This window comes from Flavobacterium sp. (assembly GCF_044373165.1).
In the GTDB taxonomy this organism is placed as follows: Bacteria; Bacteroidota; Bacteroidia; order Flavobacteriales; family Flavobacteriaceae; genus Flavobacterium.
Map to the genome: position 1 here is coordinate 1 of NZ_JBILQL010000010.1, position 25,840 is coordinate 25,840.

Sequence of the window (25,840 nt, forward strand, 5' to 3'; positions counted from 1 at the left end):
GAATAATTTCCCCTAAAGATGAAATCTTAATCACTGCCGGCGCTACCGAAGGCATTTTTGCCACCATCCAAGCCTTGGTCAAAGCCCATGAAGAAGTGATTGTTTTAGATCCGAGCTATGATTGCTACGAAGCACCGATTTTGTTGAGTAACGCTAAACCTATTCGTGTTTCCTTAAACAGTGACTTTACTCCAAACTGGGAAGTAATAGCAGCTGCCATAAACGAAAATACCCGACTGATTATCATCAATAATCCACACAATCCTACTGGAAAAATGTGGACAGAAAATGATTTCGAACAATTGGAAAAACTCGTCGACGCCTACCCTAACCTTTTGGTCTTGTCTGACGAAGTATATGAATACATTACGTTTGAACAACCGCATATTTCCGTGCATCACCGACCCCAATTATGGCAACGCAGCATTTCGATATCTTCCTTCGGCAAGTCGTTTCACATTACGGGGTGGAAAATTGGTTACGCAATTGCACCGGAACATTTGATGCGGGAAATAAAAAAAGTACACCAGTTTTTGGTGTTCAGTGTGAGCAGTATTGCCCAACATGCCTTAAATGACTACATAGATTTAGTCGACGTAACAGCTTTAGGAAAATTTTACCAACAAAAAAGAGATTTTTTTCTAGGCTTGATGAAAGACACCAAACTCAAACTATTGCCTTGCGAAGGCACTTATTTCCAAGTGGCTTCTTATGCCGGTATTAGTGAGGAAAACGACATCGATTTCACCAAAAGATTAGTCACCGAATTGGGCGTAGCGACCATTCCGATTTCTATTTTTTATGCTCATGGCTATGATCCTCAATGCATTCGCTTTTGCTTTGCCAAAGACGATCAAACTTTGATACAAGCTGCCGAAAGACTTCGCCGTTTATAATTAAAATAATATATTTACTAAAAATAAAAACTATATGGATTTTTCAGCAAAAATGTTACGCGATAATGCCTTAGCAGACAAAGTAATTGTAGTAACCGGTGGCGGAAGCGGCTTGGGTAAAGCCATGACGAAATACTTTTTAGAATTGGGCGCAAAGGTCGCCATAACCTCTCGTGATTTAGAGAAATTAAAAACTACCGCAGCCGAATTGGAAACCCAAACGGGCGGAAAATGTTTACCATTGCAATGTGATGTGCGCCATTATGACCAAGTGGAAGCCATGTTGGCGGAAGTGTTAAAAACCTTCGGTAAAGTCGATGTGTTGTTGAACAACGCCGCAGGAAACTTCATCTCTCCAACTGAAAGATTATCGGCTAACGCTTTTGATACCATCATCGATATCGTGTTGAAAGGCTCCAAAAACTGTACGTTGGCCTTCGGAAAACATTGGATTAATACCAAGCAAACCAATTGTAATGTATTGAACATAGTAACGACTTACGCTTGGACCGGTTCAGGCTACGTGGTGCCGAGTGCTACTGCTAAAGCCGGCGTTTTGGCCATGACACGTAGTTTGGCAGTAGAATGGGCTAAATACGGCATCCGAATGAATGCCATTGCTCCCGGACCATTTCCTACCAAAGGCGCTTGGGATAGATTATTACCGGGCGACTTAGCCGAAAAATTCGATATGGCCAAAAAAGTGCCGTTACGTAGAGTGGGCGATCACCAAGAACTAGCCAACTTAGCTGCGTATTTGGTTTCTGATTTTTCTGCTTATGTCAATGGCGAAGTGATTACCATTGACGGAGGCGAATGGTTGCAAGGCGCAGGACAGTTCAATATTTTGGAAAAAATCCCTCAGGAAATGTGGGATATGTTAGAAATGATGATTAAGAATAAAGGAAGTAAATAAAAGTGATCAGTCTCCGTCTCAGTCGGTAGATTACTATTGGTCAAATAACTAACTGAAAACTGTGACTGCGACTGTAAAACTCCTCTTGGAAAACTTTACCTAAATGTTAACAAATAAGCCTTGACAAAGCCATAATTAATCGTATTTTTACGGCTTAAAATTGATTAAAAATAAATGGGTAAAATCATTGCAATTGCCAACCAAAAAGGGGGTGTCGGGAAAACAACTACTTCAGTAAATCTTGCCGCATCATTGGGTGTTTTAGAAAAAAAAGTGCTGCTAATCGATGCTGATCCGCAAGCCAATGCCAGTTCCGGATTAGGTATAGATGTGGAAAGCGTTGAAATCGGAACTTACCAAATTTTGGAACACAGCAATTCTCCTGAGGAAGCAACTATTAGTTGTTCAGCTCCAAATGTTTCGGTAATTCCGGCTCACATCGACTTAGTAGCGATTGAGATTGAATTGGTAGACAAAGAAAACCGCGAGTATATGCTGAAACAAGCTTTGGAAAGCATTAAAGACCAATACGATTATATTTTAATTGATTGCGCACCATCGTTAGGCTTGCTGACACTTAACGCTTTAACCGCTGCCGACAGTGTGGTTATTCCTATTCAATGCGAGTATTTTGCTTTGGAAGGTTTGGGTAAATTGTTAAACACTATCAAAAGTGTACAAAAAATTCACAACCCGAATTTAGATATTGAAGGTCTTTTACTCACCATGTACGACTCACGTTTGCGTTTGTCCAATCAGGTAGTAGAAGAAGTGCAAAAGCATTTCAACGATATGGTATTCAAAACCATCATCCAACGCAATGTAAAATTGAGCGAAGCACCAAGTTTCGGGGAAAGCATCATCAACTTCGACGCCACCAGCCGGGGTGCAACCAACTATTTAAGTTTGGCGCAAGAAATCATCAAGAAAAACAGCAACTAAGCCATGGCAAAAGCAATAAAAAAACAAGCCTTAGGAAGAGGATTATCGGCTTTACTGAAAGATCCGGAAAACGACATCAAATCAGTAAACGATAAAAATGCCGACAAAGTAGTCGGAAACATCATCGAATTGGATATTGAGGCCATCGAAATCAATCCGTTTCAACCCCGAACCAATTTCAACGAAGAACAATTACAGGAATTGGCATCCTCTATTAAAGAATTAGGGCTAATCCAACCCATTACGGTTCGCAAATTAGACTTCAATAAATACCAATTGATTTCGGGAGAGCGCCGTTTGCGTGCTTGCAAAATGGTTGGCTTAACTACAGTGCCGGCTTACATCCGAATAGCCAATGACAACGAATCGTTGGTGATGGCTTTGGTAGAAAACATCCAACGCCACGATTTAGACCCGATTGAGATAGCACTTTCTTACCAACGTTTGATTGATGAAATTCAATTGACTCAAGAACAAATGAGTGAGCGCGTGGGTAAAAAAAGGTCAACTATTGCCAACTATTTGCGTTTGTTAAAATTAGATCCGATTATCCAAACCGGAATTCGTGACGGATTCATCAGTATGGGTCACGGACGCGCTATCATCAATATTGAAGACCAGGACGTTCAAACCGATATATACCACAAAATCATCAGTCAGAATCTATCGGTTCGTGAAACGGAAGCTTTGGTGAAAAACTATCAGGACAGTCGCAAACCGACTCCTGCTAAAGCTAAAAAAGGAGAAAGTTTTACTGTGGCGGAAGACCAGAAAAAAACAGTTGCCAATTTCTTTGGCACTAAAATCGATGTGAAAGTAGCAGGTAACGGCAAAGGAAAAATTACCATTCCTTTTCATTCTGAAGAAGATTTCAATCGCATCATCAAACTAATCCAAGGATAGTGAGTCGCTTTTTTTACATACTTTTTTTCTGCTTTCTTTTGGGAAAACCTTCGGTTTATGCCCAGCAAATTGCGGAAGGATTAGTGGCAAAAGACACCACTAAAATGAGAGAGATTGACCCGTTAACACCTTCAAAAGCTGCTTTTTACTCCGCTGTATTGCCGGGATTAGGACAAGCTTACAACAAAAAATATTGGAAAATCCCCATTGTATACGGCGCCTTAGGAACTAGTATGTATTTTTACTTGGACAACAACAAAAAATACCACAATTATCGTGATGCTTACAAAAGAAGATTGGCCGGATTTAATGACGACCAATACCAATATTTAGACGATAGTCGCTTAATACAGGCACAACGATTTTACCAAAGAAACCGCGATTTATCTTTGATGGTCACTTTAGGCTTTTACATTTTAAATATAGTGGATGCCAATGTAGATGCGCATTTGATTCAGTTTAACGTAAATGAAAAACTCTCGGTAGCCCCAGATGTTTACCAAAATGATTTTACCGCTAAACCCAATCTCGGACTAACCTTAAACTATCGATTCTGATGAAAATTGCATTATTAGGCTACGGAAAAATGGGAAAAGTAATTGAAAGAATTGCTTTGGAAAGAGGTCATGAAATTGTTTTAAGAAAAAATGAATTTGATCCCTACGATGGTTTATCAGAAGCCGATGTAGCCATAGATTTTAGTGTACCAACAGCAGCTGTATCCAATATTACGACTTGTTTTTCAAAAAACGTTCCCGTGGTTTGCGGGACAACCGGTTGGCTCGACCGTTATGACGAAATGGTTCGTTTGTGCGAAGAAAAAAACGGTACTTTTTTGTATGGTTCCAACTTTAGTCTTGGCGTTAATTTATTCTTTGAATTGAATGATTATTTAGCCAAAATGATGGCTCGTTTTGCCGAGGTATACAAGGTATCGATGGAAGAAATTCACCATACCCAAAAATTAGATTCTCCCAGCGGCACTGCCATTTCATTAGCCAAAGGAATCATTCAAAACACAGCTTACGATTCTTGGACTGAAGAGCAAGCTGGAAAAAATCAAATTCATATTGAAGCCAAACGCGTCGAAAATGTCCCGGGAACACACAGCGTTTTTTACCACTCCGACGTAGATTTTATCGAAATCAAACACGTGGCGCACAACCGTGAAGGTTTTGCTTTAGGTGCCGTTTTAGCCGCCGAATGGGTTCAAAACAAAAAGGGTGTTTTCTCTATGAAAGACGTACTCAATTTAAAATAGCTAATCAATAATTGTAACAAATACCGGTTATTTTAAACATATAACTGCATAAATTTAAAAACAAGCATTATGTCAGCAACACAATGGTTAATTTTCGTTTTGATTGTTCAAGTCATTCATGGCTTGGGAACTTGGAAACTTTACGAAAAAGCAGGTCGGAAAAGATGGGAAGCTTTTGTCCCGGTTTACAATGCCATAGTGTTGATGAAAATTATCGGAAGACCGACTTGGTGGACCTTATTGTTGTTCATTCCCATCATTAACTTATTAATGTTTCCGGTAGTTTGGGTAGAAACTTTGAGAAGCTTCGGACGCAATTCCACAGCCGATACCTGGTTGGGCATATTGACATTCGGATTGTACATTTATTACATCAATTATACGCAAGAAGTAACTCATATTGTGGAGCGCGATTTAACGCCAAAAACCAAAACCGGAGATACGATCAGTTCATTATTATTTGCGGTTATAGTGGCTACTTTAGTACACACTTACGTAATGCAACCTTATGTAATTCCGTCTTCCTCTTTAGAGAAATCGTTGTTGACCGGAGATTTCTTGTTTGTGAGTAAATTTCATTACGGCGCCAGAACACCAATGACTTCGGTAGCTGCGCCTATGGTTCATGATACTTTGCCTTTAATCAAAATTAAATCGTATTTGTACAACGACCACGATGCCAATTCATGGGAAAACAAATTGCAATTGCCTTACTTCCGTTTTCCGGGATTTGAAAAAATTGAGAATGCCGACATCGTAGTTTTCAACTGGCCGCGAGATACTTTATTCCACATGTACAAGCCGGCCGATCGCCGATACAGCAAACCAATTGACAAAAAAACCAACTATGTAAAACGTTGTGTAGCCATTCCGGGCGATCAATTAGAAATCAAAAAAGGTGTGGTTCACATCAACGGAAAAGAGTTGATTTTGCCGGAAAGAGCCAAACCGCAATTTGGGTTCAACATTAAAATGAAAGAGCCGATTACACAAGCGTTTGTAGACCAATACAGTATAACCGAGTTCAATACTTTAATCCAAATGGAAACCAAGTTATGGGATAATAATTTGGTGCAACAATACTTGGACAAAGAAGGCTATAATTTTGCCGTAATTGAAAAAGACTCCACTAATACCTTCCTAATTGGTGCAGTTGACAAGGATTTGGTAGACAAGTTAAAACTAACATCCTCAAACCTGATGTTCCAGGCTAATCTTACCCAAGAGAAAGCTGATGCATTGAAAACCGACAGCCGTGTAGCCGTAGTTGAACGCTACTTAAAAACCGGTGCGGAAGATGGTATTTTTCCTGATTTCAAAGACGGACATCCTTCGACTACCCGCAATTGGAACAGTGACAATATGGGCCCAATTTACATGCCGGAAGCCGGAAAAACAGTGGCTTTAAACCAGGAAAACTTATCCTTGTACAAAATTATCATCACCGAATACGAAGGCAACACCTTGAAAGTGGTTGGCGATGATATTTACATTAATGATGTAAAAACCAACAATTACACCTTCAAACAAAATTACTTCTGGATGATGGGAGACAACCGAAACAACTCGTTAGACGCCCGTTATTTCGGGTTTACGCCGGAAGACCACATCGTTGGAAAACCGGTGTTCATTTGGATGAGTTGGGACAGCAATGCTTCTGGCCTCAACAAAATCCGTTGGGACAGATTATTCACTACCGTTAGTGGCGAAGGCCAACCACAATCCTATTTCAAATATTTCTTAGGGTTATTGGCATTGTACTTTGTGGGTGAATATTTCTGGAAAAAGAAAAAAGCCAATTAATTTAGAGTATTGGTGAAATGAATAACATTCTGATTCATCCCGGTTATTTTCCTTCTATCAGCCATTTTGTGGCGATTGCTCAAAGTGACTTGGTGACTTTTGAAATGGACGATAATTTTCAAAAACAAACCAATCGCAACCGGATGTATATTTACAGTCCGAATGGTATTCAACTATTAAACATTCCAGTAAAGCATTCCAAAGAAATCCATCAAAAAACCAAAGACGTCAAACTGGAAACCGCATTTGACTGGCAAAAACAACATTTCAAATCCCTTGAAGCCGCCTATCGCACTTCGCCTTTCTTTGAATATTTTGAAGATGATTTGTTGCCTATTTTCCAAAAGAAACATACTTTTTTAATGGATTTGAATTTTGAAACAATGTCGGTGGTGTCTAAATGTTTGGGATTGGAATTCGATTATAACGAAACTACAGAATACTTCCACGAGGTTTCGGATAAGACCGATTTTCGAACTTTAATTAACGGCAAAAAAGACACTTCGGTATTCGAATCTTATACTCAGGTTTTCGAAGAAAAACACGGGTATTTGAACAACTTAAGCATCCTTGACTTATTGTTCAACGAAGGAAGATATGCGTTGGATTATCTGAAAAAACAAAAACTATAACTAGTTTACAAATGCCAAACGCGTCATGATTGGGAAGTGATCTGAATTTTCGAAGCGGGAAAAACTTTTGAAACTCTTTACTTTCATGCGTTTATCGGCAAAAATATAATCAATACGCGCCGGATAATACTTAAAACGATACGTTTGTCCAAAACCCAAACCGGCTTCTTCAAAACAATCACTTAAATCGCCTTTAATATTTCGATAGATATACGAAAAAGCGCTGTTGTTCATATCGCCGCAAATAATAACCGGATAAGAACATTGCTTTTTATGGTTGACTAACAACTCTGCTTGTTTTTGCTGTTTTTTGAAAGCTTCTCTGATTCTGACAAAAAGTTGTTGCGACTTGTTCTTATCAATGGCGTCTACATGCGACTCAATCTCATTGACATCCGGTGAAATCTTTATCGATTGCAAGTGAATGTTGTAAACGCGAATAGTATCTTTTCCTTTTTTGATATCGGCAAAAACCACATTATTCCCTAAATCCGGAATTTTGAAATCGCCTTGATTAAAAATGGGGTATTTGGAAAAAATGGCCTGACCAGTTTTGATTTGCTTGCCTTCCATGAAAATAGCTTTGTATTTATAAGCTCTCAGATTGATATTAGCACTTTCGGAATATTCCTGAAGACAAAGAATATCGGGATTTTTATCGTTTACAAAAGACAAAATGGTATCGCCTACATGATCGTTAGGTAACCATTCGAATAAATTAAATAAACGCACATTGTAACTCATTACCAAAAAATCTTTTTCTTCCTCCGGCAAGTCACGCGAGGAGAATTTGTAAAACTTGTTGATGAAGGTTATACCCAACAGTAAAACCAAACCTGACAAAATAACTTGTCGCTTGAGCTGCATCAACCAATACAAAAAAAACAAAGCGTTTAAGATAAGAAATAAAGGTAAAATGAGCGTCAGCACCGACAACAACGGAAATAACTTTGGCGCTAAGAATGGCAAAGCATAGGCTACGAACGTCAATACAGTCAACACTATATTGAATCCAAACATAACTTTATTAAACCATGATAGCTTTTTCATTGGCACTTATTTTCCGGCTTTGAATAGGAATTCTTTTTCTTCTGTCGTCAAACTGTCGTAACCGGATTGACTGATTTTGTCCAAGATTTCATCAATTTGTTGTTGGGTTTTATCTTTAGTTACTATCTTACTTTCTCTCTTAACCATTGGCTTTTTGGGGTTAACGTGCACTTTTTTGAAAGGCGTAGATTTTTTAGGCGAGAATAGATTCGCGAAAAAATCAATGGTATTGCTCACAAACCGACTCAAATCGGTGCCGTTTTGCAACAACTTGATGTAAATATAACCAAAAAAAGCACCGCTCAAATGGGCTATGTGTCCGCCCGTATTCCCCAATTGAATTTGCAATAAATCGAGTAACAATAAGACGCCGGTAATGTGCCATAACTTGACATTGCCAATTAACAAGAGTCTGATTTCCATTAAAGGCTGATAAGTTGTGGTGGCTACTAAAAGTCCCATGATAGCCGCAGAAGCGCCAACCATAGTAGAGGAAAATCCCAACAAGTAAAAACTCAACACATAAATTAATCCGGCAAAAACGGCGCTCAACAAATACAAGCCCAAGTATTGTTTTTGGGTAAAATAGGTCAAGAACAAACGACTCGAAAAGTGCAACACCATCATATTGAAAAACAAATGCATAAATCCTTGATGGAAAAAAGCATAGGTAACCAGAGACCAAGGTTGGTAAAGTGCCGTCATCGGTTCGGAAGAAACGGCTAACCATGTCGGATAATCAAAAACTCCGGTTTTAAATTGATAGAACAACGGTATCGACAAAATAAAAAGGCCAACATTCCAATAAATCATTTTATTGGTAATGCCACCGATTCGGTATTGCCATTTAAGGTCTTCTAGTATACTCATTTTTAATCCCAACGATTTTTATTGAATGAACTTTTCTTCCAATACCACATCATGATGAAGCCCGTTAAGGCACCGCCTAAGTGTGCAAAGTGAGCTACTCCGGTTCCGCCGCTGCCAAAAATAGAGCTGCCTTTGAAGCCCAAAACCAAATCCAATACCAACAAACCCGGCACAAAATATTTGGCTTTAATCGGCACCGGTATGAATAGCATCATTAATTCGGCATTCGGGAACATGAAAGCAAAAGCAATCAACAAACCGTAAATAGCACCGGAAGCACCTACAGCCGGTGTATTATAGGCATGATACATAGCTTCTAAATCCGATAAGGAAATTATTTCCAATATAGCATTGCTATACTTGCCTTCTTTTACAATTGTATTAATAACGTCTGCCGGAACATTGGCTTGTTGCAAAATTTCCAATCCGTGATGGTATTGATAATAATTCACGCCCATATGCAATAAAGCTGCACCTAATCCGCAAGAGATATAAAAGAAAAGAAACTTCTTTCCACCCCAAAAATGCTCCAAAGCACTACCAAAGGAAACTAGCGCAAACATATTAAAAACAATATGCATCAAATTTGGAAAACGCGCATGCATAAACATACTCGTTAAAGGTTGCCAATAACGGAAGTTAACATTGTCAGGAGAAAAAAGGGCAAACAATTGATAGGTTATATCGCCTACATAATTGGACCCGATGTAAAAAATAACATTAATAATCAGTAACTGCTTAACAGTTTCGGTCATTCGCATCATACGCTGAATTTTTTATCTAAATCTTCCACACTCATGGTGATGAAAGTGGGTTTTTGAAATGGTGATACATTTGGTTCTTTACAAGCAAATAAATTGTGTACCAAATTTTCCTGTTCTTTTTCGGTCAAATACGTTCCGGTTTTGATGGCCAAACTGCGCGCCATCGACTTGGCTATGGTGTCATTTTGCGAAAAACTATTGTCCGGAATACCATCTTCCAAATCACGCAATAACTCTTCCAAAACAATGGCAATCTCACTTTCGGTCACATTGACAGGCAAACCCGAAATTAAGACATGGTCGGCTTCCATCGCTTCGAATACAAAGCCGGTGTTTTCTAAGGAAGTTTTTAATTCTGCTAACAAATCTATTTCAACAGAAGAAAAATACAATGGCAACGGAAATAGTAATTGCTGACTTGAAGCTTGATGCACCGTCATACTGGTGAGAAACTCTTCGTACAAAACCCTTTCGTGTGCGCGGTTCTGATTGATAATCACCATACCGGATTTGATTGGACTGACGATGTATTTTTTATGGATTTGATAAGTACGTTTGACTTCCTGCTCGACTTCAGTTTCTTCAAACAAAGAAGAAGTGACCGCTTCGTTCTCAAACACCATTTCCGACAATTCTTGTCCGGATTGTTTCAAACCAACATACAAACTCTCCCAATTAGGCTGGGCTTCAGCTTTTTTATAAGAAGGTGCCGATGAAAACGACTTATTGGGTTTATCGTCGGCAAACGGATTATAACTTCTGTCTACTTGAATGGTTGGATATTCCGCATCTTTATTTTGGTATTGATAAGGTGTATCTAAATTCGGATCTCGATCGAAATCCAATACCGGTGCTACGTTAAATTGTCCCAAACTGTGTTTGATAGCAGAACGCAAAATGGCGTACAAAGCGTGTTCGTCATCAAATTTGATTTCTGTTTTAGTAGGATGAATATTGATGTCGATGGTATGCGGCGGTACGTTCAAATACAAAAAATAACTGGGTTGCGCACCATCTTTGAGTAAGCCTTCATAAGCCGCCATTACGGCGTGATGTAAGTAACCGCTTTTGATAAAACGATCGTTGACAAAAAAGAATTGTTCTCCTCTGTTTTTCTTGGCAAATTCGGGTTTGCCCACAAATCCTTGTAAGTTTAGAATATCGGTTTCCTCTTTAACAGGCACCAACTTTTCATTGGTTCTCCCCGAAAAAATATTGACAATGCGTTGTCTAAAGTTCGAAATCGGCAAATTGAACATTTCACTACCATTATGGTACATCGTAAAATGAATATTCGGATGTGCCATGGCTACGCGTTGAAACTCATCTACTATATGGCGCTGTTCAACCGTTTCCGATTTTAAAAAATTACGCCGTGCCGGAATATTGAAGAACAAATTCTTCACGGCAAATGAAGTGCCTTTGGGCAAGACCGCCGGTTCCTGTGACATGAATTTACTGCCTTCAATTATGATATGCGTTCCTAATTCTTCCTGGTCTTGTTTGGTTTTCATTTCCACATGCGCAATAGCCGCAATAGAGGCCAATGCTTCACCGCGAAAACCTTTGGTATGCAGTGAAAATAAATCTTCCGCTTGTCGAATTTTAGAAGTGGCATGACGCTCAAAACACAAACGCGAATCGGTGACACTCATACCAACGCCATTATCAATCACTTGTATTAGTGATTTTCCGGCCTCTTTGATGATGAGTTTGATATCGGTGGCTTTGGCGTCAACAGCGTTTTCCAACAACTCTTTGACCACCGAAGCCGGTCTTTGCACTACTTCACCGGCTGCAATTTGATTGGCCACATGATCCGGAAGCAATTGAATGATACTCGACATTTTTTAGTGTTCAGTGTTCAGTAATCAGTGTTCAGTGGAGCTACCGAACTTAGCAAATTTAAGCAAAAAGAATTGGGATTTATAGTTAATCATTCCCTAAAAATAAAAAACCTATTCAAAAGCGAATAGGTTTGTAATATTATCCTAAAATAGAATGGGTTACATTGTTTTTCTTCGCAAATCGGCCATTTTGATAGCGGCTATGGCTGCTTCGGTTCCTTTATTTCCATGTATGCCTCCACTCCTGTCGATGGATTGTTGTTCATTATTATCCGTTAGCAAACAAAAAATCACCGGCACATCGGTTTGTACATTTAAATCTTTGATGCCTTGCGTTACGCCTTCGCACACAAATTCAAAATGCATCGTTTCGCCTTTAATCACACAACCAATAGTAATAACTACATCTACTTCTTGGGTAACAATCATGCGTTGCGCTCCGTAAACCAACTCAAAACTTCCGGGTACATTCCAACGAATTATATTTTCAGGTAAAGCACCACAATCCAACAATGCGGCCTCGGCGCCTTGGTACAAACCATTCGTAATGTGATCATTCCACTCGGAAACGACTATCCCAAACTTAAAGTCTTTGGCATTGGCCAATTGCGACTTGTTGTAATTAGAAAGATTTTTATTAGCTGTAGCCATAATTTATGCTTTTAAACTAAAAAAGGATTAAAGATACACTCCTTAATCCTTTAATGGTATTATTTCATTGTGATTTATTGTGCTAAACCGATTAAAGCATCAACTTGTTGAGCTTCCGGAGCTGAATCAAAATTATCTTTAATATCGGTAAAATACTTTAATGCTTCTGCCTTGTTACCCATAGCTAAAGCAGTTTTACCGGCTTTCATTAAATATCTAGGTCTGGTAAAATCGTTAGTCTGACTGGCATCAGCCGCTTTTACGTAAAACTCTAAAGCTTCTTTTTGCTTGTTTTGTTGCGCGTATGCATCTCCGATAGCTCCTTTTGCTAAAATACTTAAAGTAACGTCTTTTGAATTGAATTTTTCCAAACTGGCAATAGCCTCGGCATATTTTCCTGTATTCAAGTAAGCTACTCCTGCCATAAAATTAGCTTGGTTAGCAGCATCAGTTCCTGAATATTCTTCAGCAATTTTAAGTACTCCAAATTTACCTTCAGAACCATTTAATACTAAATTGTACAAAGAATCTGCTTTCACATCACCATCAACCGCTTTTTGAAAATTTTGCTGTGCAACAAATAATTCTTCAGAAGCTTCTTGTTGGTTTGGCTCAGCGATAAATTTATCATAAGCAAAATAGCCAACCACTACTACCACAACAGCCAATAAAGAACCTAAAATCACTTTTTGATTTTTGGCAATAAAATCTTCTGCTTTTGATGCTGATTGGTCTAAGGTATCAAATGCTTTTGCTGTAGCGCTGTCTTTTTCATCAACATTTACATCTTCAATGAAAGTTTCATCTACTTTTTCTGCTTTTTCTTTCGGTGATTTATATCCTCTTTTGTTAAAAGTTGCCATCTATTTTTAATTTAGTGTGCGCAAAAATAAAATTTTTATTCAAACTCACATAAAAAAATCGACTTAATATTTACTTGAAGAAGAAAATAACTGTTTTTGAAACAGGTTTGGTTGCTTGACTGAGAAAGAAAACACACAAACACTAATTATCTCAATATTTTTAAATAATTTGCAAGGCTTTCTTTTACTTGCTTTGAAAGAAATTAATCTTTTGTAAATAAGATATTTGTATACTAATTTTAAGCGAAACCAAATTGTTTTTAAAACGTCTTTCTGTTCTAAACTATAAAAATTTTTCCAATGCTGCCTTCGAGTTTGATACCAAAATCAATTGCTTCGTAGGCAAAAATGGCATTGGAAAAACCAATATTTTGGATGCGGTGTATCATTTGGCTAACGGCAAAAGCTATTTCAATCCGCTGGCGGTACAAAACATCAAACACGGAGAAGAATTTTTTGTGGTAGACGGTGAATTTGAAAAAAACAATCGCACGGAGCAAATTTTGTGCAGTTTGAAGAAAGGACAAAAAAAAATCCTCAAACGCAACGGTAAACTCTACGAAAAGTTCTCTGACCATATTGGTTTCATTCCGCTGGTGATTATTTCTCCGGCCGACAGGGATTTGATCATCGAAGGCAGCGAAACCCGACGCAAATTCATAGACAGTGTGATTTCGCAATTGGACAGCGGTTATTTACAGCAGTTGATCCAATACCATAAAATCATCAGCCAACGCAATGCACTGCTGAAATATTTCGCCTTAAATCACGTTTTTGAAAAAGACACCTTATCCATCTACAATGAACAATTGGATGCTTTAGGCCAAGTCATTTTTGAAAAACGAAAAGCTTTTTTGGCCGACTTTGTGCCGATATTCAACGCCTATCATCAAACCATAACCGATTCTGCCGAAACAGTGCAATTGGTTTATCAAAGTGATTTGTTCGAGAAAAACACCTTGGCTTTATTAGAAGAAAACCTCAGCAAAGACAGAGCTTTACAATATACTTCCGTTGGGATTCACAAAGATGATTTGTCTTTTGAAATCGACCACTTCCCTATCAAAAAATTTGGTTCTCAAGGACAACAAAAATCGTTTTTGATTGCTTTGAAATTGGCCCAATTCGATTTCGTCAAAAAACAAAGCGGTGAAAAACCCATCTTACTTTTTGACGACATTTTCGACAAACTAGATGAGTTTCGGGTGAGTAAAATTGTGGAGATGGTTAATAAGGAAGAATTTGGCCAACTTTTTATCTCCGATACGCATCCGGAGCGCACTGAAAACATTGTAAAAACCACTCACCAGAGTTATAAAATATTTAACCTTTAATGTTGCGGTATTTTGTACTTTAGCTAAAATTTTTAGATCATGAAAACCCGATTATTTTCCCTGATTTTTATCAGCTTTTTATTCCTTAGTTGTCAAGGACAAACCGCTAAACCGGTGCAAACATTGGATGTAAAAACCTATGCCGAAAAATTAAAAAATATTGAAAAACCGCAATTATTAGACGTTAGAACTCCGGAAGAATACAGCGTTGAACACATAGAAAATGCCACCAATATTAATGTGAACAGTCCTGATTTTGCTGCTAAAACAGCACAATACGACAAATCAAAACCCATTTTTGTGTATTGCAAAGTAGGCGGAAGAAGTGCACAAGCCGCCGATAAATTAGTGGCTATGGGCTTTACCGAAGTGTATAACTTGGAAGGCGGCATTATGAAGTGGACGGCTAACGGTATGCCGATAGCGGGTAAGACCACTAAAGCAGGTGGAATGACAGCTCAAGATTATCAAAAACTAATCAGCTCCGATAAAAAAGTACTGATCAACTTTACGGCCGTTTGGTGTGCGCCTTGTCAGAAAATGAAGCCTTATATTTTGAAAATGCAAGAGGAGTTAAAAGACCAAGTTAAAATTGTAAGAGTTGATGCAGATGAAAATAAAAGCCTAACCGAAGAAATGAAAATTGATGGTTTACCAATGATTATCATTTACGAAAACGGCAAAGAAGTTTGGCGCAATTTAGGCTATATTTCAGAAGAAGATTTAAAAAAACACCTCTAATATGATTACGAAAGAAGCGCTGCAATTTTTAGAGGATTTGATAGCCAACAACAACACCGATTGGATGCATGCCAACAAAAAAAGGTATGAGCAATATAAAAAAGATTACCATGCCTTTATTGCCGGTTTATTGGCTGAGATGAAACTGCTCGATCCTAAATTAGATGATTTGGAGGTCAAAAATTGCACTTTCCGAATCAACCGAGACATTCGTTTTTCAAAAGACAAATCACCTTATAAAACCAATATGGGTGTTTGGTTTACCCAAAATAAATTCCGTAAAAACAGTCCGGGTTATTATGTGCATTTCGAAAAAGGCAACTGTTTTATTGCCGGCGGTGTTTGGTGTCCGGAACCTTCAGAATTAAAACAAATTCGCAGAGAGATTGCTTTTTTTTATGATGATTTAGAGAAAATTGTGGTTGAAACTAATTTTAAAAAGGAGTTTGGTGATTTATCACGAGAAGCAGACAACGTACTGAAAAAAGCCCCAAAAGACTTTGACCCGAACCATCCGGCGATAGAATTTTTAAAATTGAAGAGTTTCACGGCTTCGCATCGTATAGATGAAACACTATTTACCGATAAAAATTTCAATACAACGGTAGCTAAAAAACTGATTGCCCTAAAACCATTAAACGACTTTCTTTACCGCGCTTTGGAAACTGAAGAATAAACTATCCTTTACAAACTCATGCAAATTCAACCCAATTTTTCTTTAAAAGCATTCAATACTTTCGGCATTGAAGCAAAAGCCAAAAGCTTTGTGGCTGTACATACTTTAGACGAATTAAAAACAGTTTTAGCCAACAATACTGCTGAAAAAAAATTCATCTTAGGTGGCGGCAGCAATATGTTGCTTACCCAAGACATTGATGCTTTAGTGATTCATATCGACTTAAAAGGGAAAAAAATTATAGAGGAAGACAATGATTTTGTTTGGGTGGAAAGTATGGCCGGAGAAAACTGGCATGAATTTGTGCTTTGGACCATAGACCAAAACTTCGGCGGTTTGGAAAACATGTCGCTTATCCCTGGGAATGTTGGAACTACTCCGGTGCAAAACATCGGAGCTTACGGGACCGAAATTAAAGATACTTTTGTGTCGTGCGAAGCCATGAAAATCGACAACCAATCGATGAGAACCTTTAGTAAAGAAGACTGTCGTTTTGGGTACCGAGAAAGTATTTTCAAGCAAGAAATCAAAAACCAATACATCATCACTTCGGTGGTTTTTAAACTCACCAAACGCAACCATAAAATCAACACTTCTTATGGAGATATCTTGAAGGAATTGGAGTTGCAAAAAGTAACTGTTCCTACTTTAAAAGATGTTTCTAACGCTGTGATTGCCATTCGCCAGAGCAAATTACCCGATCCGAAAATATTGGGCAACAGTGGTAGTTTCTTTAAGAATCCGGTAATCTCAAGAAGTCATTTTGAAAAAGTACAGGCGCAATACCCGGAAATTAAATTCTTTGACGTGTCGCCTACCGAAGTTAAAGTTCCCGCCGGATGGCTCATTGAACAAGCCGGTTACAAAGGTTTTCGCAAAGGCGATGCCGGTGTACATAAAAATCAAGCGTTGGTTTTAGTCAACTACGGTTCGGCCACAGGACAAGAAATTGTAGCGCTTTCTCGAGAAGTGCAACAAGCGGTATTCGACAAATACGGCATTGCTATTGAAGCGGAAGTGAATGTGATTTAAATTGATTTCCATGTATATACCTGAACTCTATAAAAACGAAAACCGTGAAGACATAGAAAACTTCATTCATCAAAACGGTTTTGCTGTTTTGGTCAATCAAACGCAGGGAAAATTGTGGGCAACACATACGCCTTTACTATTAGAAACCAAAGCCGACGGAACACTCATTTTGGTTGGTCATATTTCCAAACTCAATCCGCAAGCTACCGCTTTTACAGATAATGAAGAGGTATTGGCTATTTTTTCGGGCGCTCATGCTTATGTTTCTTCCTCATGGTACGATCATGAAAATGTACCGACTTGGAATTATTTAGCCGTACACATTTACGGAAAAGTGCGCCTTTACAATCATGAAGAAGCTTTGGGTTTTCTGAAGAAATTGGTCGACAAATACGAAACCCCATCGGAAAATCCGGTTCGAGTAGAAAACTTATCCGAAAAAACCATGCGGGAAGCGCGAGGTATTGTAGCTTTTGAAATTGAAATTACCGGTATCGAAGCCCAAAAGAAACTTTCTCAAAACCGAGACGATAAAAACTACCTTAATATTATCAAAGAGCTCGAAAAAACCAAGGAAAATCAAGCGATTGCTATAGCTGAAGCCATGAAAAAAAACCGATAGGAATTTGTTAAAATTCACTTGATTATTGGTTACAGAATCCCTACATTTGCAGACCTTTTTAAAGATAAAAAAACGCTATGTTATTATCCGTTTTCTGCTTATTCATTGCCGTAGTTGTTATTCAATTTTTGTATTACATTGTCGTATTCGGTAAATTTTCATTTGCCAAACCACAAACTGTAACCCCTAAAAGAGTGCCGATTTCTGTTATTGTTTGCGCTAAAAACGAAGAAGAAAACGTGAAGCAATTTGTGCCACTTTTGGCTGAACAAAACTATCATACCTTCGAAATTGTATTAATAGACGATGCATCAAGTGATAACACTTTGGAAATCTTTGAAGAATTCGAAAAACAATACCCAAACGTTAAATTGGTGAAAGTAGAAAACAATGAAGCGTTTTGGGGCAATAAAAAATTCGCGTTAACTCTAGGAATCAAAGCAGCAAAGTACGAATACTTGTTGTTTACCGACGCTGATTGTTATCCAACCTCCAAAGATTGGATTACCTCGATGAGTGCTCAGTTTACCCAACAAAAGAACATTGTTTTGGGCTATGGCGCTTATGAAAAAATCAGCAATTCTTTTCTGAATAAAATCATCCGTTTCGAAACATTACTTACGGCAACCCAATATTTTTCTTGGGCTAAAATCGGCAAACCGTACATGGGAATTGGTCGTAACATGGCTTACAAAAGAGAAGAATTTTTTAAAGTACGTGGTTTTATGGATCATATGAAAATCCGTTCCGGCGATGATGATTTGTTCATCAACCAAGCTGCTAATGGCGACAATACTACTATTTGTTACGTACAAGACAGTTTTACCTATTCTAAACCCAAAACGAGTTTTAAAGATTGGTTTACCCAAAAACGTCGTCATGTATCGACTGCCAAACATTATAAATTATTTGACCGTAATCAATTGGGATTGTTTTACTTATCACAGTTGTTATTCATCTTGCTGCCAATAGTCTTGTTAGCTTTTCAATACCAATGGATTGCGGTGGTGAGTATTATTGGATTCCGTTATTTATTGGCTTGGCTGACTTTAGGTTTTGCGGCCGGAAAACTCAAAGAAAAAGACGTGATGTATTGGTTTCCGATTATAGAAATTGTTTTGATTTTTACCCAACTAAATGTATTCATCACCAATACGTTTTCTAAACCAGTTCATTGGAAATAAAAAAGTACATAGAGAAAGCGATAAAAGGAGATCAGGTAGCCTTTACCTTTTTGCTCGACCATTATTGGAACGAAGTTTATGGTTTTATGCTCAAACGTACCGAAAACGAGACCGATTCTGAAGACATTACCATAGAAACTTTCTCTAAAGCTTTTGATAAAATAGCAACATACAACTCCGAATTTCAGTTCAACACCTGGTTGATTGCCATTGCCAAAAATGTACATATCGACATGTTGCGCAAGAGAAAATCAAATGTTTTTGTAGAAATTACGGATGAAGAAGACCAACAAGCCTACAACATAGCCGACAGCTCTCCTTCGGCGGAAGACGAATTGATTACCGAACAAAATTTATCCCGTTTGCTCCAATTCATCAAAGAGTTGAAACCACACTACCAAGAAGTCATTCAGTTGCGTTATTTTCAAGAGATGAGCTACCAGGAAATCTCAGAGCAATTGAATGAACCTTTGAGCAATGTCAAAATCAAATTGCTTCGCGCTAAAAAACTTCTGGCAGAAATTATAGAAAGTAAAAAATAATTTTTTATTTAAAAATTCCGCATCACTTCCCAACCTTTTCAGTGAAATTGTTATCTTATAAGAAAATAGTCAAAAGTATTTATACTATTTTAACACTTATGGCGTTATACTATTAAAATCACTGCTTATGTAATATAGATACTTAACTCAAAACAATTAATCATGTCACACGTTAGTATTTATGAAAAAAACTGGATAGATCTGGTTTTTGAAGGCAAAAACAAAGCCTACGGCGCATACCAATTGCGTCAAGAAAACACCAAAACTTCTTTAATGGCTTTTATCGGGGGAATTGCCATTATCTTGTCAATCATTGGTGGCGGTTTGTTCCTTACTTCCTTTGAGGAAGGACCAATTAACCATAACATACCACTTATCAATGATGAACGCATTATTCCTGTAGATATGGATCCTATAAAAGAACCTGAAAAATCTCAGAAGACTGAAGCATCTTCGGCCGCACCGCAAGAGCCAACTACTGTAGAGCCTCAAGATTTGTCAAGAATGGTCGTGACGGAAACCCAACAAGCCAACACGGAAGTTCCAACCAACCAAGAAATTCGAGAAACACCTCCAAAAAATAACGGCAACGGAACGGGAACATTACCCAATGTAGGCAACAATAGTAGCGGAAATGAAAACGAGGGAAATGAAGGAGACACCAATGGAAAAAACGAGCCTGTAACCACCAACAAACTCGACAAACTACCGTTATTCCCGGGTGGTATGGATCGCTTTTACAAATATGTAAGTAATAATATCAATCGTCCAGAAATTAACGAAGAAAACGGCGAAATTAGTATGAGTGTAGTAATGGCGTTTGTCATTGAAAAAGACGGCAGTATGACCGACATACGCGCTTTGAGAAGCACCGATAAAGATTTGGAACGTGAAGCTATTCGAGTTTTAAAATCACTCAAAACAAAATGGGAACCCGGTCTTCAAAACAACAAACCCGTTCGAACGTTATATATGCTACCGATTAAGGTTAAATTATAATTCCTTAAAGCCGCCCAAGAGGCGGTTTTTTGTTGGGCATAATTAGGAAACATTAACATCAATTAGGAAATAAAAGGTTTTAATTTCGATTAAATATTGGTATTATTGCAATCATTTTAAAATCATGAAGTTTTCGCTAGTCGGTTTTTTTCTCACTTCCCTATTGTACTTTTCCGGTCCTGTATCGGGGTGGCACAACAGCTCCTACAATAGCAATGCAAAAAGCGACAGCACCCTAATTACCATTCCGTTTCCGGTTAAATTCGGAAGTGTTTCTGAAGCCTATATTCAGGAAAAAAAACCTAAAATCGATTCTTTTTACAATAAGTTTATCAATTCGCCATTTTACAGCGGAAGTTTCTTGGTAGCCAAAAACGGACGAATCCTTTACGAAGATTACAAAGGACTGTCGAATGCCAAAACGGGGAAAAAAGTCAACGCCCATACCGCAATTCACTTGGCTTCAGTAAGCAAAATTTTAACTGCCACCGCCATTTTAAAATTAGTGCAAGAAGACAATTTGATGCTCGATCAAAAAGTAACCGATTGGCTTCCCAGATTTCCCTATAAAAACACCACCATTCGAACTTTACTGAATCACCGTAGCGGTTTGCCTCATTATTCAAACTTTCCGGGTATTTTAAAGAAAAGTTGGAACCGCAAAAAGGTGCTTTCCAACCAAGATGTGTATGAGTTGTTAGTGAAGCATAAATTCAGATTGGTTTTTAACGACAATACACGTTTTGATTACTGCAATACCAATTACGTAATTTTAGCTTTGATAATTGAAAAAGCTACCGGTTTAAACTACCGCGACGCCATGCAGGAATTGATCTTTAAACCATTGGGAATGAAAAATACTTTTGTTTTCAATTATGAAACTGACCGAGATACGGTTTGTAAATCTTATCGTGGTACCAATATTTTTCCGTGGGATCAATATGACCGATTGTATGGCGACAAAAACATCTATTCTACTCCGAGAGATTTGGTGAAATTTGATTTGGCCACCTATTCGCCCGATTTTATCAAACCCGAATTATTACAAGAAGCCTACACCGGTTACAGTGCCGTGAATGTGGCCAAACCCATAAAAGACTACGGATTAGGTATGCGAATGCGTTATTTGGCCAATGGTGAGAAACTAATTTACCACAATGGATGGTGGCATGGCAACAATACTTCTTTTGTACCGATAAAAAAAGACACGATTACCATTATTTGTTTGGGTAATAAATACTCGAATCGTCCTTACGAAACTTTGCGCATGGCCAATGAATTCTTTTTGAAGAAAAAACCTGAGCCACAATTGGTGCCGGAATTGCCTTATACCGGAGAGTAAATTATTCTTTAACCAAATAAATGCCGTCTTCTTTAATTTCAATCAGTTTGTCCTTATAAAGTGCGCCGATGGCTTTCTTGAAGGTTTTTTTGCTCATCTTTAAAACAGTTTTAATGTCTTCGGGATGACTGTTATCGGTTAAACGAAGAAAACCTCTTCCGGCTCTGAGTTCATCAAGAATTTTTTCGGCATTGGGTTCTACTTTACTATAGCCGAATTTGTGTAGCGTCACATCAATTTTATGATCGGGGCGAATATTTTTAATATAACCGCTTAAACGATCGCCCGGCTTGATATCTTCGTAAACTTCATCTTTATAAAGCAAGCCTTTGTGTTGGTCGTTGATGATTACATTTATCCCAACCTCGGTGATGTGCGAAATAATTAAATCTACTTCATCGCCTACTGCAACCGTCAAATTCTCATTATTCAAAAACTGATTGGTTTTACTCGAAGCTACAATACGATTGGTTTTTTCATCCATAAAGGCAAAGACCAAATAGCGTTTGCCTTTCTCCATAGGACGTGCTTGTTCTTTAAACGGAACAAAGATATCTTTCTCTAAACCCCAATCGAGAAAAGCACCGAATTGGTTGACATAATTCACGCGCAACAATCCAAATTCATCCAATAAAATATAAGGTTCCAAAGTAGTTGCCACCGGTCTTTCTTCATGGTCAAGGTATACAAAAACTATTATTTCATCGCCAATCGCATACGTTTTAGGAACATATTTTAAAGGCAACAATACATCGGTTGATCCGTCGGTTAAAAAAAGTCCGACTTTGGTTTCACGTGCTATAGTCAGGGTGTTGTAATGACCTATTTCCATTTTGAAGGGTTGTAATTTACCTGGCAAAGATAGGCAAATTAAAAACTTGAATTGCTATACAAAAAAATGTAGCTTTACGAAGTGTAACAAAACATAGGCTTACACTACTAACGGGCTATGAGTGACGATTTAGAAAAATCATTTGTAAAACAGCTGAAAGAAAACCAGAATATCATTCACAAGATATGCCGGTTGTACACCAATGGTGAAGACGCTCACAATGATTTGTTTCAGGAAATCACGATTCAATTGTGGAAAGCTTTTCCCAAATTCAGAGGCGAATCAAAGTTTTCCACTTGGGCTTACAGAGTAGCTTTGAATACCGCTATTACTCTGTACCGAAAAAGCACCAGAGCCGTTTCGACCGTGACTTATGAAGGTCAGAAACATTTTTTATCTCAAGAAGATTACAATCACGAAGAAGAAGAGCAAATTAAATTGATGTACCAAGCCGTGCAGCAGCTCAACGATATCGAAAAAGCACTCGTGTTTTTGTATCTCGAAGATAAAGACTACACCGAAATATCGGAAACATTGGGAATTAGCGAAGTCAATGCCCGTGTTAAAATGAACAGAATTAAAGGAAAATTAAAAAAAATATTAAATCCTTAAGGATTATGGAAGAGTTGGATTTATTAAAAAAAGCTTGGCAAAAAGACACCCATTCTTTTGAACAAGTCACGGAAGTAGAAATTTACAAAATGCTGCATAAAAAATCATCCTCTATTGTAAAATGGATATTGGTGATTAGCTTGTTGGAGTTTGGTTTGTCGGCCTTAGTTAGCTTTGCCTTCAATACAGATGAAACCATTAAAAGTTTGCACGCCGAAAGTTTTGAAGTATACTTAAAAGCTTTAACCTACATCAATTATGCTGTAGTGCTGTGGTTCATCTATAATTTTTATAGGAACTACGCTCGCATTTCTACCACTACTTCTACCAAAAAGTTAATGCAAGACATTATTCGCACTCGAAAAACAGTGCAACATTATGTGTGGTTTAATTTGTTTATGATTTTTATCAGCGCCCTATTGGGATTTGCGATGGCTTTTATTTATAATCCTAATATGGACACGCTGCGTTATAAAATTGAGCACGAAGACAATTACAAAACTTTATCCTTAACAATTTGTATGGTGGTGGTTACCATAGTTGTTTTTGTAGGGCTGTTTTGGTTGTTTTACCGATTGATTTACGGTACACTACTAAGAAAACTCAATGCCAATTACAAAGAACTCAAAAAAATTGATTTATAAAATGAAAAAGACCTTCTTATTAGTCTGTTCTCTTTTGATGGGAATAGCTTTCGGACAACAAAGTGAAAAATCTTTGCTCTGGAAAATATCGGGTAACGGACTCCAAGAACCTTCTTATCTGTTTGGTACTATTCACATTACCTGTGATGCTTCATTATCAGAAAAAGTCAAAACGGCTTTGGACAAAACCCAACAATTGTGCTTGGAACTCGACATGGATGATCCCAATATGCAAGCCGCCATGATGAGCAGCATGATGATGAAAAACGGTGTCACCATGAAATCTTTATCCCAACCGGAAGATTTTAAAATCGTGGATGCTTTCTTGACTGCTTCTGTAGGCTTTTCCGCAGAAATGATTAATCCGGTTAAGCCCTTTATGGTAACAGCCATGCTTTATCCTAAAATGTTAGGTTGTGACATCCAATCGGTAGAAGGCGAATTGATTAAAATTGCCAAAGCACAAAGTGAAGAAGTCATAGGATTAGAAACCGTTGAGGAGCAATTGGCCGTTTTTGATGCCATTCCATACCAAGAACAAATGAATGAATTGGTAAAAACCGCCAAAGACAACATGCAACGGGACAAAGCTGAACTGGCTGAAATGATGGCGCTTTACAAAACGGAAGACGTAGAAGCCATGATTGCTTTTACTGAAAAATCGCCTAATGTAATGACCTCAAAATACAGTGATATCATGTTAAAAAACAGAAACCAAAACTGGATTAGTCGGATGACTGCTATAGCCAAAAACAAACCCACTTTCTTTGGCGTTGGCGCCGCTCACTTGGGCGGAAAAGACGGTGTCATTGCTTTACTTAGAAAAGCCGGTTATACTGTTGAAGCGGTGAATTAAGATTACGGATATTAGAAATTTTTGTTAAACTTGAGCAATTAAATCCGTTTGACAAGTCAAGCTCTACATTTAAATTATCATTACAATATCTCTTCAAATAAAAAATCCCTTCACTACGAGGGGATTTTTTATTATTCTACTTTATCAATATCGTCTTTTTCTACTTGCCATTTGCGCAGCTTATTCAAACGCTCTTGCTCTTCAATTTCCTCGGCAGGAATAACTTTTAGAAACGATGAATGTTGTTCAATAGCATATTCTACTTTTTCAACAATTTGCTCGATGGTTTCGTTATCATAGTCAATTACCAAAGGCTCTTTGATGATGAAGGATTGCAGGATATTTTTCTTTTTAACTCTCAACCCTTTTTTATCAAACGAACGGCGGAAACCATCAATTACTATGGGAACTACTATAGGCTTGTGCTTTTTGATTATATGCGCTGTTCCTTTGCGAACCGGTTTGAAAGATTTGGTAGTGCCTTGCGGAAAAGTAATCACCCATCCGTCTTCTAAAGCTATACGGATATTTTCGGTATCGTTGGGATTTACTTCTCGTTTTTCGGTTACGTCTTTTCCACCCGAGCGCCAAGTGCGTTCTACAGTAATGGCTCCAACATAGGCTAAAATTCGCGGTAACAAACCGGCTTTCATGGTTTCGCTGGCGGCTACATAATAAATATTCATCTTAGGTTGCCACAAATAACCCACGTTTTTAATATTGTCAACACGTCCTGAAAGACTGGCATTAAACACATGAAACATGGCTACTACATCGGCAAAATAGGTTTGATGATTGGAGATGAAAAGCACATTTTTATCGGGTAAGCCTTTGATGATTTCGGAACCTTCAATATGCAATTCGTTGAATCCACGGTAACGGCGATGGGTTAACACCCCAAAAATGCGGATCAACCATTTTTTTATAAAAAGTATATGACCAAAAGGATTTCTTTTCAACAATCCCATAATTTCTTTATTTAACTCCGTGCCATACAAAAAATTCGAACGGGGTTGCAAATCTAAA

General features: G+C 38.0%; 28 protein-coding genes. 20 read left to right on the forward strand and 8 right to left on the reverse strand.

The annotated features are described in order from the left end of the window. From ACIQ32_RS02725 to ACIQ32_RS02760, 8 genes are all read left to right on the forward strand, one after another. On the forward strand, positions 1-896 hold an 896-nt coding region (locus ACIQ32_RS02725; RefSeq protein WP_396194135.1), incomplete at its 5' end, for an aminotransferase class I/II-fold pyridoxal phosphate-dependent enzyme. Between the two features lie 34 nt (positions 897-930). Continuing rightward, positions 931-1,812 (forward strand): SDR family oxidoreductase, encoded by an 882-nt coding sequence (locus tag ACIQ32_RS02730; protein ID WP_396194136.1) that lies wholly within the window; start codon positions 931-933, stop codon positions 1,810-1,812. Positions 1,813-1,986: 174 nt separating this feature from the next. After that, on the forward strand, positions 1,987-2,754 hold the full coding sequence (locus ACIQ32_RS02735) for a ParA family protein (RefSeq protein ID WP_396194137.1): 768 nt from the start codon (positions 1,987-1,989) through the stop codon (positions 2,752-2,754). A 3-nt stretch (positions 2,755-2,757) separates the two neighbouring features. Continuing rightward, complete coding sequence (locus tag ACIQ32_RS02740) at positions 2,758-3,657, forward strand: ParB/RepB/Spo0J family partition protein (protein WP_396194138.1); 900 nt, start codon at positions 2,758-2,760, stop codon at positions 3,655-3,657. Then, complete coding sequence (locus ACIQ32_RS02745) at positions 3,657-4,214, forward strand: DUF5683 domain-containing protein (protein ID WP_396194139.1); 558 nt, start codon at positions 3,657-3,659, stop codon at positions 4,212-4,214. Before ACIQ32_RS02740 ends, ACIQ32_RS02745 begins: the two co-directional genes overlap by 1 nt. Next, positions 4,214-4,918, forward strand: a complete 705-nt coding sequence (gene dapB / locus ACIQ32_RS02750; RefSeq protein WP_396194140.1) for a 4-hydroxy-tetrahydrodipicolinate reductase — start codon at positions 4,214-4,216, stop codon at positions 4,916-4,918. Before ACIQ32_RS02745 ends, dapB begins: the two co-directional genes overlap by 1 nt. A gap of 69 nt (positions 4,919-4,987) precedes the next feature. Then, positions 4,988-6,721, forward strand: a complete 1,734-nt coding sequence (gene lepB, locus ACIQ32_RS02755) for a signal peptidase I (RefSeq protein ID WP_396194141.1) — start codon at positions 4,988-4,990, stop codon at positions 6,719-6,721. A 17-nt stretch (positions 6,722-6,738) separates the two neighbouring features. After that, positions 6,739-7,353, forward strand: coding sequence for a WbqC family protein (locus ACIQ32_RS02760; RefSeq protein WP_396194142.1), 615 nt, complete (start codon positions 6,739-6,741; stop codon positions 7,351-7,353). Here ACIQ32_RS02760 and ACIQ32_RS02765 read toward each other — a convergent pair whose 3' ends face one another. The 6 genes from ACIQ32_RS02765 to ACIQ32_RS02790 all read right to left on the reverse strand — a co-directional run bounded on the left by ACIQ32_RS02765 (position 7,354) and on the right by ACIQ32_RS02790 (position 13,398). Further along, a complete protein-coding gene (locus ACIQ32_RS02765) occupies positions 7,354-8,403 on the reverse strand; it encodes an endonuclease/exonuclease/phosphatase family protein (protein WP_396194143.1) in 1,050 nt (349 codons plus the stop codon). It lies immediately after the preceding gene. Positions 8,404-8,409: 6 nt separating this feature from the next. Next, on the reverse strand, positions 8,410-9,273 hold the full coding sequence (locus ACIQ32_RS02770; RefSeq protein ID WP_396194144.1) for a rhomboid family intramembrane serine protease: 864 nt from the start codon (positions 9,271-9,273) through the stop codon (positions 8,410-8,412). A 2-nt stretch (positions 9,274-9,275) separates the two neighbouring features. Beyond that, positions 9,276-10,037, reverse strand: a complete 762-nt coding sequence (locus ACIQ32_RS02775) for a rhomboid family intramembrane serine protease (protein WP_396194146.1) — start codon at positions 10,035-10,037, stop codon at positions 9,276-9,278. Further along, on the reverse strand, positions 10,034-11,884 hold the full coding sequence (mutL, locus tag ACIQ32_RS02780) for a DNA mismatch repair endonuclease MutL (RefSeq protein WP_396194147.1): 1,851 nt from the start codon (positions 11,882-11,884) through the stop codon (positions 10,034-10,036). The genes ACIQ32_RS02775 and mutL overlap by 4 nt, the downstream gene beginning before the upstream one ends. Before the next feature lie 159 nt (positions 11,885-12,043). Next, on the reverse strand, positions 12,044-12,535 hold the full coding sequence (gene ribH / locus ACIQ32_RS02785; protein ID WP_396194148.1) for a 6,7-dimethyl-8-ribityllumazine synthase: 492 nt from the start codon (positions 12,533-12,535) through the stop codon (positions 12,044-12,046). Between the two features lie 74 nt (positions 12,536-12,609). Beyond that, positions 12,610-13,398, reverse strand: a complete 789-nt coding sequence (locus tag ACIQ32_RS02790; RefSeq protein WP_396194150.1) for a tol-pal system YbgF family protein — start codon at positions 13,396-13,398, stop codon at positions 12,610-12,612. Positions 13,399-13,652: 254 nt separating this feature from the next. Between ACIQ32_RS02790 and recF the strand changes: the two genes are divergently transcribed. The 9 genes from recF to ACIQ32_RS02835 all read left to right on the forward strand — a co-directional run bounded on the left by recF (position 13,653) and on the right by ACIQ32_RS02835 (position 21,870). After that, positions 13,653-14,732: a DNA replication/repair protein RecF gene (recF, locus tag ACIQ32_RS02795; protein ID WP_396194151.1), complete on the forward strand. Its 1,080-nt coding sequence runs from the start codon at positions 13,653-13,655 to the stop codon at positions 14,730-14,732. Between the two features lie 39 nt (positions 14,733-14,771). Beyond that, positions 14,772-15,473 (forward strand): rhodanese-like domain-containing protein, encoded by a 702-nt coding sequence (locus ACIQ32_RS02800; protein WP_396194152.1) that lies wholly within the window; start codon positions 14,772-14,774, stop codon positions 15,471-15,473. Between the two features lies 1 nt (position 15,474). Beyond that, on the forward strand, positions 15,475-16,149 hold the full coding sequence (locus tag ACIQ32_RS02805) for a DUF2461 domain-containing protein (protein ID WP_396194153.1): 675 nt from the start codon (positions 15,475-15,477) through the stop codon (positions 16,147-16,149). Between the two features lie 18 nt (positions 16,150-16,167). Continuing rightward, complete coding sequence (gene murB, locus ACIQ32_RS02810) at positions 16,168-17,181, forward strand: UDP-N-acetylmuramate dehydrogenase (protein WP_396194154.1); 1,014 nt, start codon at positions 16,168-16,170, stop codon at positions 17,179-17,181. Positions 17,182-17,191: 10 nt separating this feature from the next. Then, the gene (locus ACIQ32_RS02815) at positions 17,192-17,803 is read left to right on the forward strand and encodes an FMN-binding negative transcriptional regulator (RefSeq protein ID WP_396194156.1); all 612 of its coding nucleotides are present in this window, start codon (positions 17,192-17,194) and stop codon (positions 17,801-17,803) included. A gap of 77 nt (positions 17,804-17,880) precedes the next feature. Continuing rightward, the gene (locus tag ACIQ32_RS02820) at positions 17,881-18,987 is read left to right on the forward strand and encodes a glycosyltransferase (RefSeq protein ID WP_396194157.1); all 1,107 of its coding nucleotides are present in this window, start codon (positions 17,881-17,883) and stop codon (positions 18,985-18,987) included. Continuing rightward, positions 18,978-19,529, forward strand: coding sequence for an RNA polymerase sigma factor (locus ACIQ32_RS02825; protein WP_396194158.1), 552 nt, complete (start codon positions 18,978-18,980; stop codon positions 19,527-19,529). Before ACIQ32_RS02820 ends, ACIQ32_RS02825 begins: the two co-directional genes overlap by 10 nt. Before the next feature lie 162 nt (positions 19,530-19,691). Beyond that, entirely contained in the window at positions 19,692-20,528 is an 837-nt protein-coding gene (locus ACIQ32_RS02830) for an energy transducer TonB (RefSeq protein WP_396194159.1), read from the forward strand. 124 nt (positions 20,529-20,652) lie between these two features. Next, positions 20,653-21,870 (forward strand): serine hydrolase domain-containing protein, encoded by a 1,218-nt coding sequence (locus ACIQ32_RS02835; RefSeq protein ID WP_396194160.1) that lies wholly within the window; start codon positions 20,653-20,655, stop codon positions 21,868-21,870. Between the two features lies 1 nt (position 21,871). Here ACIQ32_RS02835 and ACIQ32_RS02840 read toward each other — a convergent pair whose 3' ends face one another. After that, the gene (locus tag ACIQ32_RS02840; protein WP_396194161.1) at positions 21,872-22,702 is read right to left on the reverse strand and encodes a S1 RNA-binding domain-containing protein; all 831 of its coding nucleotides are present in this window, start codon (positions 22,700-22,702) and stop codon (positions 21,872-21,874) included. A gap of 117 nt (positions 22,703-22,819) precedes the next feature. Between ACIQ32_RS02840 and ACIQ32_RS02845 the strand changes: the two genes are divergently transcribed. From ACIQ32_RS02845 to ACIQ32_RS02855, 3 genes are read left to right on the forward strand one after another with little or no spacing between them, the layout of a single operon-like run. Beyond that, positions 22,820-23,314: an RNA polymerase sigma factor gene (locus ACIQ32_RS02845; RefSeq protein WP_396194162.1), complete on the forward strand. Its 495-nt coding sequence runs from the start codon at positions 22,820-22,822 to the stop codon at positions 23,312-23,314. Between the two features lie 5 nt (positions 23,315-23,319). After that, the gene (locus tag ACIQ32_RS02850; RefSeq protein WP_396194163.1) at positions 23,320-23,958 is read left to right on the forward strand and encodes a hypothetical protein; all 639 of its coding nucleotides are present in this window, start codon (positions 23,320-23,322) and stop codon (positions 23,956-23,958) included. A gap of 1 nt (position 23,959) precedes the next feature. Next, a complete protein-coding gene (locus tag ACIQ32_RS02855) occupies positions 23,960-24,814 on the forward strand; it encodes a TraB/GumN family protein (RefSeq protein ID WP_396194164.1) in 855 nt (284 codons plus the stop codon). Between the two features lie 131 nt (positions 24,815-24,945). Here ACIQ32_RS02855 and ACIQ32_RS02860 read toward each other — a convergent pair whose 3' ends face one another. Further along, complete coding sequence (locus ACIQ32_RS02860) at positions 24,946-25,782, reverse strand: lysophospholipid acyltransferase family protein (RefSeq protein WP_396194165.1); 837 nt, start codon at positions 25,780-25,782, stop codon at positions 24,946-24,948. Positions 25,783-25,840 lie beyond the last annotated feature (58 nt).